Origin of the sequence: Porcipelethomonas ammoniilytica, assembly GCF_025567485.1 — a bacterium.
GTDB classification, from domain to species: Bacteria; Bacillota; Clostridia; order Oscillospirales; family Ruminococcaceae; genus Porcipelethomonas; species Porcipelethomonas ammoniilytica.
In genome coordinates this window covers 149,546-161,310 of record NZ_JAOQKH010000006.1, presented here as the reverse complement: position 1 = coordinate 161,310, position 11,765 = coordinate 149,546, and the positions used below count along the sequence as shown (strand labels likewise).

Here is an 11,765-nt window from a genome sequence, read left to right as displayed (position 1 = left end):
TCAGTGCATCTCCTTTTTAATCATTTCAATAAATTCATCAAATAAGTAAGCCGTGTCCTGCGGACCGCCGTGAGCTTCCGGATGGAACTGAACTGTAAAAGCATTGATGTTTTTATACCTCATGCCCTCGCATGTCCCGTCGTTTGCATTAATATGTGAAACTTCTCCGATTTCAGGATCCATACTTTCGCCTACTACAGCATAACCATGGTTTTGACTGGTTACAAAAGTTTTTCCCAGAGCCTTGTCGATAACCGGCTGATTTGCACCTCTGTGACCGTATTTCAGCTTTTGTGTTGTTGCTCCATGAGCCAAAGCCATAAGCTGATGTCCCAGACAAATTCCAAAAATCGGAATACCAAGCTGAGCGATTTCTCTGATGTTTTTTATTACCTCAGTGTTTTCAGACGGATCTCCGGGACCATTTGAAAACATTATACCATCCGGAGCAATTTCCTTGATTTGCTCTGCGGTAGTATTAGCCGGTACAACAATAACCTCGCAGCCACGATTTACAAGTTCATTTCTTATGTTTCTCTTGTAACCGAAATCAAAAAGTGCCACTTTGTATTTATGATCTTCACTTCCGTAAGTTCTTGTTTCAGGATTTGTAACGCTTTTTACAGCATCAGTAATTTTATATTCATTTATCTGTTTTAAAAGCTCGTCTTTTTTCTCATATACATTTTCAGTTGTAATAACACCGTTCATAACACCTGCTTCACGAATAATTCTTGTAAGACAGCGTGTATCAATAGAATGAATACCAATAATATTCTGTTCCTTAAGAAATGTATCTATATTACCCTGACAGCGGAAGTTAGACGGAGTATTACACCATTCCCTTACAATATAGCCGCTGACATAAGATCTTGCCGACTCATAATCTCCGTCGTTAACACCGTAATTTCCTATAAGCGGAAATGTCTGCGTAACGATCTGACCGTAATAGCTGGGATCGGTAAGCGTTTCCTGATATCCGGTAAGACTAGTCGTAAAAACGACCTCACCGATAACAGTACCCTCTGCACCGAAGCTGCGGCCTTCAAAAACAGTACCGTCCGCTAAAAGCAGATAAGCCTTTTGACTTTGATTAAATATGGACATCTAATCATTCCTTTCACCGATAAAATTTATTTATATCCATTATTTCAGATTTATATAAGAAGTAATATCCTCTCTCATTCTGATCGCTTCTCTTCTCGCAGCCTTTGCAAAATCCTGTTCCGAACAGTTTTCTTCATTTTTATATGCACACATAACTGCTCTTGAAGAATTTACAATTGCTCCCAGACCGTTTTCATCAAATGCACCTGCTATTCCCTGAGCACCGCCGCCCTGAGCGCCGTAACCAGGTACCAGAAACATTGTATGAGGAAGCCTTTTTCGCAGTTCGGAAAGCTGTTCCGGATAAGTAGCACCCACAACTGCACCGACTGAGGAATAGCCGTATTCACCTATTTGTTCGCTTCCCCACTTCTCGCACATATCGCCCATAACAGCATAAACTGGAATACCGTCAATAAGCTTGTCCTGAAGCTCACCGCTGGACTTATTAGAAGTCTTTACAAGAACAAATATGCCCCTGTCTTTTTCTTTGCAAACCTCCAACAAAGGATTAATACCGTCCGAACCAAGATATCCGTTAACTGTCAGTGCATCCGCACCGAAAGGTTCACATTCTGTGTCACTTATTTTCACACTGCCCAGATGAGCGGCAGTATAAGCCTCCATAGTAGCACCGATATCATTTCGCTTGCCGTCTGTTATAACAAACATACCCTTCAGCTTTGCATAACGGATTGTTTTTTCAAGTGTTTTTATTCCATAGTGACCGTACATTTCATAGTAAGCCGCCTGCGGCTTAATTGCCGGAACAATATCACATATCTCATCAATGATTTTCTGATTAAATTTAAATATAGCCTTGGCCGCAGCTTTAAGGGTAAACCCGTCCTCTTCAAAATACTTATTTTTAATATATTCAGGAACATAGTCAAGCTTAGGATCAAGTCCTACAACAGTAGGATTTTTTGTCTCAATTATTTTTGCTATCAGTCTGTCAAATGACATTTGCAGTACTCCTTTATATTTTATTTTTCAAAATATTTAATTTCTCCGTTTGAAATAGTACCAACCGGCTTACCTTTTAGCGTCATACCTTTAAATGCAGTATTTCTTCCCTTTGATTTAAATTTTTCGGGATCAACAGTCCATTCCTTGTCCAGATCAGCAAGGACAATATTTGCCTTTGCTCCGACTGTTATTGTTTCAATGGGCAGTCCAAGAATTTTACGAGGTTTTACCGACATTAAACCGATCAGCTTTTCAAGATTGATTTTTCCCGTATGATAAAGACCCGTAAGTGTTGCCGCAAGAGAAGTTTCAAGTCCCACAATACCATTTGGAGCTTTAAGAAAATCAGATTTTTCTTCCGGAGAATGAGGAGCGTGGTCCGTTACAATACAGTCGATCGTACCGTCACATATACCCTCTATAATCGCCAGTCTGTCCTCTTCCTCACGAAGCGGAGGATTCATTCTGTAATCAGCGTCCCTTGAAAGAAGTTTTTCATCGGTCAGCATAACATAATGAGGACAGGTTTCACATGTAACCTTAATTCCCTGTTTCTTAGCATTTCTGATAATATCAACACTGCCTTTGGTACTTACATGAGCAATGTGAATTCTGCACCCTGTACTTGCTGCCGTCATGATTTCCCTTGCGGTAATTGAATCTTCAGAACTTCTATCCATTCCTTCGACTCCCAGTGCCTCGGAAATTTTACCTTTATTGATAATTCCCTTACCTATAATCTTCAGATCTTCACAATGGGATATTGTAAGCAATCCGGCGTCTTCTGCGGCTATCATGCCGTTTCGAAGCATTGTCTGACTTTCAACCGGACGACCGTCATCAGAAACTGCAACTGCTCCCGCCGCTTTCAGCATTTTATAATCGCAAAGCTCTTCGCCTTTAAGTCCGGCAGTGATACATCCCACCGGATAAACGCTCACTCCGGAATTTTTCGATTTATTAATAATATAGTCTACCGTCTGCGCACTGTCAACAACAGGCTTTGTATTAGGCATACAAGCCACTCCTGTAAAACCTCCGGCAAGAGCAGCATTACAGCCTGTTACAATATCCTCTTTATAAGTCAGTCCCGGATCTCTGAAGTGAACATGCATATCAAAAAGCGCCGGCATTGCTGTCAGACCGCTGCAATCAATTTCCTTATCACAATCACAGAAAATACTTTCACCAATTTTACGTATGATTCCATCTGAGATAAAAATATCGCAGACTTTATCTGTTCCTATATCAACAGCATGTACATTTTTAAGAAGCAGCGAACTCATTTTATATCTCCTTCCTGTACGGAAAATATCACGACACAGTCAGAACCGTCGATTTCATTTACCGATACCTTTACGCTTTCTTCCCGTGAGGTAGGCAGATTTTTTCCTACATAATCCGGTCTGATCGGAAGCTCTCTGTGTCCTCTGTCCACGAGAACGGCAAGCTGAATTGATTTAGGTCTGCCCCTTTCTATCAGTGCATCTATTGCGGCACGGGTGCTCCTTCCGGTATAAAAAACGTCATCTACTATTACAACATTTTTGTTTTTTACATCAAAGTCAATTTTGGTTCTGTCAAAAGTATCAGCCGGTTTTCTGTCGTCTCTATACGCTGTAATATCCAAAGCGCCGCATGGTATCTTTTCATGTTCCAATTCATATATTTTAGACGCAATCCGCTGAGCAAGTGCAACTCCTCTTGAAAATATACCCACAACGCACAAATCGTCCGTACCCTTATTACGTTCCAAAATTTCATAAGTAATTCTCGCTACAGCACGCTTCATATTGTTTTCATCCATAATAACGGTTTTTCTTTTCAAACGACCACCTCACATATAAAAAACGCTTATCCGTCCCATGACAGATAAGCGTGACAATATACTTATACAAATATACTTTACCTAATTACGCACACCTTGTCAACCTCACGGGATCAACTTAAAGGATTACCGGATATTATTATAACATATATCGAGTCGTTTGTCCAGTTTTTTAAAGAAATATGTCTTATTTTTTGTTTTTTCCTTTTTTCAGCGCTTTTCTTAACAGAATCAGACCCGTTCCTGCCGCAGCCAGACCGGCCCCCATCAAAAGAGTGCTCTTTTTTAATGTTTTTCCGTTCTCAGCTTTTTTTATGCTTGAACCGTTAATTAAAGTTTTAGGCAATATATGATGACCGGATATAAAGGTCTGCGCATTGTTAAATTCTAGCCTGCCGGAAAGCACGATAAGCTTTAGTTTATGACTGGTATTTTCCATATTGCTCCTACTGTAAAAAATCTCCTTTTCTCCGCAGTTACCTATAAAGATACCCGCCGCCATAATTTTATCGTCTATTTCTATTTTAAGTCTAAGATTTTCTGCTTTGCCTGCGAACGCTACACTTTCACCAATAAAATCAAATTCAAAATATGAATTCGGCGTTTCGGTACTGACGCTGGTTCTGTTGTTAAATTCACAACTGTCCATACTGTTCTTCACCCAGCTGCCGGAATACACGAATTCACCGTTTAAGCAATCATGCATAATACTGTATTCAAACGCTCCCAAAACAGGATTTATAACAAGGTTTCTGAACATATTACGGCTGTATCCGCTGCATATACTTACTTTTCCGGAAAGTACAAAAGGAGCTGAAACAACATGCTCGCAGACAAGTACTTTGTTAATACAACACTTTATTCTTCTTCCGCAGGCAGATATCTTTATACTGTTCCACTCATTTGGGATAATATTATCCGCCATACCTTCTTCAAGGATATTATCCATGTATCTGAGCTGCCAGCGGCTGTCGGAATAAATTCTGAGCTGATATCCGCATTCCGCAGTATCGCCTGACATTTGATACCTCAAGCCTGCTCCCGCATAGTTTAAAATATCTTCGTCTGAGAGCTTAACCTCAATTTTTACCGAATAATCAGACCATGAATCATCACCAAGTACCGTAACAGGAAATATTTTATCTCTGTTATCATCAGGCTCAGCGATCTGAATAAGAGTATTTTCTTCCCCGTCAGACAATATTTCAAACCTACCGCATAAATCCAAAGTATAAAGAGGTATATTTTTCCTTGATTTCAGCAATTCATCTCCATAATTAAAACTGTCGAAATAAGGCAGATTCAAAACTGTATTTTCACATTCAGGCTTTCTGACTGTATAAATTCCGTTTACATGCTCCACTGAAAGCGTTGTACAAGTCATAATTGAAAAAGGCTTTACTTCAAGAGTGTAGACAAAGCCGTAATTCTTTTTCACCGGAATAATCTTATCCACTAATCTGAACCAATTTACAGAATAATTGTCACAGCTTTCCGGTCCTTTTGTCTCAACACAGTGAATAAAAGCGTCCGCTTTTTCAATGTTTCTGACGCAAATACTGTATTTCTTCGGTTTATCCGAATTATTTGCAAATACTGCGGAATAATCTCCCTTTTCTGAAACAAAGACCGAATAATCTCCTGCTTCTTCTCCGTTTCCGGAAGATATAACCTTCCAGTTTTTCTCTGCAAAATGAGTAAAGTGTGCCGCACCCCACAAGCCGCAGCCGATACTGAAATATCCCGACCACGGTTTGTCAGCGCTGATAATCCTTCCCCACGGATTTTCACCTTCACACACAGATAAAACAGATTTATATTCATATATTGTACTGCCTGCATTAAAAATTCCGTTAATTCTGCCCGTTACTTCAATCAATGAATTTTCACCGCTAATACCGCTGCCGTCAGCATTAACCGCATATTTCGAAATGCAACATGGAGCAGCTCCTTCTGAGTTCCAAATTTCTTTCTGAAATTTTTTATTAAGCATGATTGTACTGTCGCTCAACACATTTCCGCCGAATATTATATCAGCAGATTTTCTAAGATTTTCGTTTACAGCCATTTCGTCCGAAAAGCTGTCGGATACGGCAATTTTTATACTGCTGAAATCATATTTTGATGTTTTGTCATTTTTTAATCTGCCGCTGAGATATTCTATCCATCCGGAATCTGAACCATTGCCGACGCTGACATAGTCCGCTTTTATACTATAGTTTTGATATACCGTATTAAGAATATTTTTATAAATACTGTATTTTTCTGTATAATCAATTATACCGTTATCAGTAAAAAACAGTTCTATTGAAATATCTGAATTTATATTCAGAGCGTCAGAAGCAATTTCAAAACCAAAGTGTCGGTAACAGTTACTATCTGATGAAATATCACTTAAATCACATTCAATTTTTATATGTGACAGCGCCGCACCGTATTTTTTTCTGAAAAGAAGTTCTATTATTTCCTGATACGACTTTTGATTTTTAAACTTGTAATCTTCCAGAATACGAGAAGATTTACCGTCCAAAACAGCACCCAGACCCCGAAAGCGTCCAAACGAATGACTTATCATGCCGCCGTCTATAACTATTTCTTTATATAAATTATTCATATTTTTCTCCAATTTAATTTATATTTTCTTCGGATTAGCTATAAGAAATTTTATTTTTTTACCCTCATCTGTAAACATTTTTTCATGTTCTGTTATGTAATTCCTATCAGCATATTCACTGTTATGCAGGTCGCAGGTTTTAAATTTTATTTCAAATCCAGCTTGTTCAAAATAGTCAAACGATTCATTAAAAAGCCCGTCGTCATCAGTTTTAAACCAGATTTCACCGTTTAAAAATGTCTTGTATTTCTCAAGCTGTCTGAAATGAGTTAGACGTCTTTTTTTATGCTTAGTCTTAGGCCAAGGATTGCAGAAATTTATATATATCCTGTCAACACAATCCGCTTCGTCAAACACATTATCAATTTGTTCTATATTCTTTATAAAAATCCTTACATTATCCATTTGTATATTTTTTTCTTTATAAGCGTCTTCAAGCTTTCTCTTTGCAAGGACGAGCATTTCATTTTTTATATCGACCGCTATATAATTTATATCCAGATTTGACGGCGCCGCCTGTGAAATAAATCCGCCTTTGCCGCAGCCAAGCTCCAGATATAAGGGAGCGTCATTTTTAAATTCACAGCGCCATTTACCCTTTAATGTTTCCGGTTCATTTATACAAAATCCGCAGGCTTCCAGTTCGGGCTTTGCCCATGGTTTACATCTTATTCTCATTTTTATCTCCATTCTATTAATATTCTTTCATTTTACAATAAATTCTTTTTTATTATAACATAAATTTTTAAAAATATCACTCTGTTTTTTCACTAAATTTATATTGACATATCAAAAAGCAATGTTATAATATAAATAAAAACACAAAGGAATGAATAGCTTGGAAAAAATTTCTTTAAAAATACCTTATGAAAAAGTCGGTTTGAATCCGAAAAATTTTCATCCTGAACTGGAAACAGTAACATTAAAATTTTCGCCGGAAATCGGAATAAGAAAACGTCCGGCTGTTATTATCTGTCCGGGCGGCGGTTATGAATATCTTTCGGACAGAGAAACACTGCCTGTTGCCATGAGATTTGCTTCCCACGGTATTAATGCCTTTATTCTCAGATACAGTATAAACAGTCCGTTTCCTGCAGCTCTGCTTGAACTTGCTTACGCCGTAAAATATGTAAGAGAAAATGCCGAAAAATATGATATTGATCCTGACAAAATACTGTTATGCGGCTTCTCTGCCGGAGGACATCTTACAGCCAGTCTCGGAACTTTATGGAACAGCGAATATCTTCATAGTATAATCGGCAGTACTGAAATGTTCAAACCAAACGGTATGATATTATGCTATCCCGTCATTACAAGCGGTAAATACCGTCATAAAGGTTCAATTGAAAGTATTCTGGGGAAAAATCCCTCGGAAAAAATGCTGGAACTGGTTTCGTTGGAAAAACAGGTCAGCGGCAAAACTCCTAAAACATTTATATGGCACTGTTCTGACGATCAAACCGTACCGGTTGAAAATACTATAAACTTTACTAAAGCGCTCAGTCAATATAAAGTACCATTTGAGTGTCACATCTTCCCATACGGAGGTCACGGACTGGCTCTGGCAGACGAATCAACTGCCAAGCACGAAGGACATATAAATACAGAATGCGCACAATGGACTAAACTTGCTGTAGAATGGATAAAACGGGAATTTATGACTGAAAAATAAAATTCAATTATATTTTTTATAATTTATACTGATACTTGAAAATCTTTTTTAATTATGTTATAATGAAATTTACAAAATTATTTATGGGAGAGATAATAATGTTTAAAATAGTTAACAAGCGTGTGCTTAATCCCTCTGTTGTTTTAATGGACATTCAGGCTCCTTTTATAGCAAAGAAGGCTAAAGCCGGACAGTTTATTATATTCAGAATCGACGAACAAGGAGAAAGAGTCCCTCTTACAATTGCTGATTATGACCGTGAAAACGGCACAATTACGATAATTTTTCAGATTGTCGGAAAATCTACCGAACGTCTTGCAGCACTAAACAAGGGTGATGCACTCCTTGACGTTGCAGGTCCTCTGGGAATACCTACTCATATTGATGAAAATGCAAAGAAAGTCTGCGTAATCGGCGGAGGCGTAGGCTGTGCCATTGCTTATCCTCAGGCAAAGGAGCTTTTTGAAAAAGGCGTTGAAGTTGACGTTATTGCCGGATTCAGAAGCCGTGACATTGTAATTCTTGAAGAAGAATTCAGTAAAAAGTGCAAGGAACTCATAATATGTACAGACGACGGCAGCTATGGAAAAAAAGGCTTCGTAACAGACGCTTTGAAAGAACAGATTGAAGCAGGAAAAAAATATGACGCTGTTATCGCAATAGGTCCTGTACCGATGATGAAATTTGTTTGCGCCGTTACAAAACCTTATGATATCAAAACTATAGTTTCTTTAAATCCTATCATGATAGACGGTACGGGAATGTGCGGCGGCTGCCGTGTAACTGTCGGCGGACAGATCAAATATGCATGCGTTGACGGTCCTGACTTTGACGGTCACCAAGTCGACTTCGATGAACTTATGAAAAGAAATTCTACATACAGAGAGCAGGAACATGACTGCCGCATGATGAACAACATAAAATAAACAGGAGGAAAAAGTTACAATGGCAAATATGGCATTAGAAAAAGTTACTATGCCTGAACAGGATCCGAAAGTCAGAGCAAGAAACTTTGAAGAAGTAACACTTGGATATACTAAAGAAATGGCAATGGAAGAGGCTTCACGCTGCTTAAACTGCAAGCATAAGCCATGCGTTTCAGGATGCCCCGTTGGAGTTAGAATTCCTGAATTTATAGCTGAAGTTGCAAAAGGAGATTTTGAAAAAGCATACGAAGTTATCACATCTACAAATTCCCTTCCTGCCGTATGCGGACGAGTATGCCCTCAGGAAAATCAATGCGAAGGCAAATGCGTAAGAGGCATCAAGGGCGAACCGGTTGCCATCGGACGTCTGGAAAGATTTGTTGCCGATTATATGATGAAAAAAGGAAACAGTACTTCAGCAAAACCTGAATCAAACGGTCATAAGGTAGCTGTCGTAGGCGCAGGTCCTGCCGGACTGACATGTGCAGGCGATCTTGCAAAGCTTGGTTATCAGGTGACTATTTTTGAAGCGTTCCATACTGCCGGCGGCGTTCTTATGTACGGTATTCCGGAATTCAGACTTCCTAAAAATATCGTCCAGAAGGAAATCCAGAAGCTTAAAGAATTAGGCGTTGAAATAATGCAGGATATGGTCATCGGCAAGGTACTGTCCGTAGACGAAATAATGGACATGGGCTATGAAGCAGTATTCATCGGCTCAGGTGCAGGACTTCCCAGATTTATGGGTATTGAAGGCGAATCTCTCATCGGCGTATGCTCGGCAAATGAGTACCTTACAAGAATAAACCTTATGAAAGGTTATCTTGACGAATATGACACTCCAGTTATAAAATCAAAAGCTGTAGCAGTAGTAGGCGGCGGAAACGTTGCTATGGACGCTGCAAGAAGTGCTTTGAGAATGGGTGCGGAACACGTTTATATTGTCTACAGACGTTCCGAAGAGGAAATGCCTGCAAGAAAGGAAGAAGTACACCACGCTAAAGAAGAAGGCGTTGAATTCTTAAACCTCAACAATCCTGTAAAGATTTTCGGCGATGAAAACGGAAGAGTATGCGCAATGGAATGCATTAAAATGGAACTGGGCGAGCCTGACGAAAGCGGCAGAAGAAGTCCTGTTCCTGTTGAAGGTTCAAATTATAACCTTGAGGTGGATACTGTTATTATGTCGATCGGTACTTCCCCTAACCCTCTTATCCGTACAACTACAAACGGTCTTGAAGCAAACAAAAGAGGCTGTCTCGTTGTAAATGAAGACATGCTTACTACTAAAGAAGGCGTTTACGCCGGCGGTGATGCTGTTACTGGTGCTGCAACTGTTATTCTGGCAATGGGTGCCGGAAAAACTGCTGCAAAATCCATTGACGAATATATTAAATCTAAATAACGGAGGTAACAAATGCAGGAAATTCTTAGTGCGGTTCAGCTAATGTCAAATAACCAGTCAACCGGTGGTCAGTTTACTACAATGATCATTTCTATGGTTCTGATTATCGTTGTCTTTTATTTTATTCTTATCAGGCCCCAAAAGAAAAAGGATAAGGAAGCCAAAGCGATGCGTGAAAACATCCAGATAGGCGATGAAATCATGACAATCGGAGGAATTGTCGGTCTTGTAGTGAGAAAAAGCGAAGATACGGTCGTAATCGAAACCGGCGGCGATAAGAGCAAGCTTCGTATAAAAAATTGGGCTGTTCAGGAAAACATTACCCTTACTGAAAAAGCCAATGCAGCAAAAGCGGCAAAAGCCAATGAAATCATGGAAGCACGTCAAAAGAAAAAAGAAAAAAAATCGGATAAATAAAATAAAAATAACCTGTTAAATTACCAAAATTTAACAGGTTATTTTTTATTAAAAGACATTAAAGATTATGACAGAAAAGAAAAAATATGAAACTCCGGAAATGGAAATTATCCTGTTTGAATCGGAAGATATAATTACAACTTCCTCTCTGGATCTACCGGAAATAGATATAGATCAGTATACTGATTAAATGAACAAAAAAGCGGACTTAAAAGTCCGCTTTTGTTTTATTTGCAGCATTCAGCTATTATTTCCGCCGCTTTTTCAATGCCTAAAACACTGCTGTCCAGAATCAGATCATAATTTCTTATTTCATTCCAGTCTTTTCCGCAATTCATTTTAAAATAATTACTTCTTCTCTTATCATATTTTTTCAAAATGCTTTTTACTGAACCTTCTTCCAGTCCGTAAACTTCACAAGCTCTTTTAATTCTAAAATCATGATTTGCATGCACAAATACTTTTAAAACATCATTTCTATCATTTAAAGCATAGGCTGCGCTTCTTCCAACAAATACTGTAGGACCGCATAATGCAAGCTCTCTGATAATATTTATCTCATCTGAATTAAGTTTTTCCGCAGCTGTTGCTCCTCCCATTGTACCGTCTGCCATACTGGATATTTTATAAAGCGAGTACAAAAAACTGCCCGTAGAGCCTTCTTCTAATTCTTCTACATATTCAACTGATAAATTTTCCCTTTCAGCAGCCTTTTCAAGGATTTCACGTCCATAACAGGGAATATTAAGCTTATTCGCAACAAGTTTTCCTATATCTCTTCCGCCGCTGGCAAATTCCCGTTCAATAACAATATAATTAAACCTCAT

The 11,765-nt window shown here is 38.7% G+C and carries 12 protein-coding genes; 5 read left to right on the top strand and 7 right to left on the bottom strand.

Annotation, left to right across the window (positions count from 1 at the left end):
- From OCV67_RS06915 to trmB, 6 genes are all read right to left on the bottom strand, one after another.
- Positions 1-1,107, bottom strand: coding sequence for a carbamoyl phosphate synthase small subunit (locus OCV67_RS06915; RefSeq protein WP_147643253.1), 1,107 nt, complete (start codon positions 1,105-1,107; stop codon positions 1-3).
- A gap of 39 nt (positions 1,108-1,146) precedes the next feature.
- On the bottom strand, positions 1,147-2,073 hold the full coding sequence (pyrF, locus tag OCV67_RS06910; RefSeq protein WP_147643252.1) for an orotidine-5'-phosphate decarboxylase: 927 nt from the start codon (positions 2,071-2,073) through the stop codon (positions 1,147-1,149).
- A 20-nt stretch (positions 2,074-2,093) separates the two neighbouring features.
- A complete protein-coding gene (locus OCV67_RS06905) occupies positions 2,094-3,362 on the bottom strand; it encodes a dihydroorotase (protein WP_147643251.1) in 1,269 nt (422 codons plus the stop codon).
- Positions 3,359-3,904 (bottom strand): bifunctional pyr operon transcriptional regulator/uracil phosphoribosyltransferase PyrR, encoded by a 546-nt coding sequence (gene pyrR, locus OCV67_RS06900; RefSeq protein WP_147643250.1) that lies wholly within the window; start codon positions 3,902-3,904, stop codon positions 3,359-3,361. Before pyrR ends, OCV67_RS06905 begins: the two co-directional genes overlap by 4 nt.
- Positions 3,905-4,091: 187 nt before the next feature.
- Positions 4,092-6,518, bottom strand: a complete 2,427-nt coding sequence (locus OCV67_RS06895) for a family 16 glycoside hydrolase (protein ID WP_147643249.1) — start codon at positions 6,516-6,518, stop codon at positions 4,092-4,094.
- An 18-nt stretch (positions 6,519-6,536) separates the two neighbouring features.
- On the bottom strand, positions 6,537-7,196 hold the full coding sequence (trmB, locus tag OCV67_RS06890; protein ID WP_147643248.1) for a tRNA (guanosine(46)-N7)-methyltransferase TrmB: 660 nt from the start codon (positions 7,194-7,196) through the stop codon (positions 6,537-6,539).
- A 160-nt stretch (positions 7,197-7,356) separates the two neighbouring features.
- On the opposite strand from trmB, the gene OCV67_RS06885 reads away from it, so the two are divergent.
- The 5 genes from OCV67_RS06885 to OCV67_RS06865 all read left to right on the top strand — a co-directional run bounded on the left by OCV67_RS06885 (position 7,357) and on the right by OCV67_RS06865 (position 11,128).
- Positions 7,357-8,190, top strand: a complete 834-nt coding sequence (locus tag OCV67_RS06885; RefSeq protein WP_394802685.1) for an alpha/beta hydrolase — start codon at positions 7,357-7,359, stop codon at positions 8,188-8,190.
- 98 nt (positions 8,191-8,288) lie between these two features.
- Entirely contained in the window at positions 8,289-9,116 is an 828-nt protein-coding gene (locus tag OCV67_RS06880; RefSeq protein ID WP_147643246.1) for a sulfide/dihydroorotate dehydrogenase-like FAD/NAD-binding protein, read from the top strand.
- A gap of 19 nt (positions 9,117-9,135) precedes the next feature.
- Entirely contained in the window at positions 9,136-10,521 is a 1,386-nt protein-coding gene (gltA, locus tag OCV67_RS06875) for an NADPH-dependent glutamate synthase (RefSeq protein WP_147643245.1), read from the top strand.
- 12 nt (positions 10,522-10,533) lie between these two features.
- Entirely contained in the window at positions 10,534-10,938 is a 405-nt protein-coding gene (yajC, locus tag OCV67_RS06870) for a preprotein translocase subunit YajC (protein ID WP_262644397.1), read from the top strand.
- A gap of 67 nt (positions 10,939-11,005) precedes the next feature.
- Entirely contained in the window at positions 11,006-11,128 is a 123-nt protein-coding gene (locus OCV67_RS06865) for a hypothetical protein (RefSeq protein ID WP_262644396.1), read from the top strand.
- Positions 11,129-11,165: 37 nt separating this feature from the next.
- On the opposite strand, the gene OCV67_RS06860 is transcribed toward OCV67_RS06865, so the two are convergent.
- A complete protein-coding gene (locus OCV67_RS06860; RefSeq protein WP_147643244.1) occupies positions 11,166-11,765 on the bottom strand; it encodes a cytidylate kinase-like family protein in 600 nt (199 codons plus the stop codon).

Coding starts and splice junctions, on each gene's coding strand:
- OCV67_RS06915 (WP_147643253.1), bottom strand. CDS start 1,107: ATGTCCATATTTAATCAAAGTCAAAAGGCTTATCTGCTTTTAGCGGAC.
- pyrF (WP_147643252.1), bottom strand. CDS start 2,073: ATGTCATTTGACAGACTGATAGCAAAAATAATTGAGACAAAAAATCCT.
- OCV67_RS06905 (WP_147643251.1), bottom strand. CDS start 3,362: ATGAGTTCGCTGCTTCTTAAAAATGTACATGCTGTTGATATAGGAACA.
- OCV67_RS06895 (WP_147643249.1), bottom strand. CDS start 6,518: ATGAATAATTTATATAAAGAAATAGTTATAGACGGCGGCATGATAAGT.
- trmB (WP_147643248.1), bottom strand. CDS start 7,196: ATGAGAATAAGATGTAAACCATGGGCAAAGCCCGAACTGGAAGCCTGC.
- OCV67_RS06880 (WP_147643246.1), top strand. CDS start 8,289: ATGTTTAAAATAGTTAACAAGCGTGTGCTTAATCCCTCTGTTGTTTTA.
- gltA (WP_147643245.1), top strand. CDS start 9,136: ATGGCAAATATGGCATTAGAAAAAGTTACTATGCCTGAACAGGATCCG.
- yajC (WP_262644397.1), top strand. CDS start 10,534: ATGCAGGAAATTCTTAGTGCGGTTCAGCTAATGTCAAATAACCAGTCA.
- OCV67_RS06865 (WP_262644396.1), top strand. CDS start 11,006: ATGACAGAAAAGAAAAAATATGAAACTCCGGAAATGGAAATTATCCTG.
- OCV67_RS06860 (WP_147643244.1), bottom strand. CDS start 11,765: ATGAGGTTTAATTATATTGTTATTGAACGGGAATTTGCCAGCGGCGGA.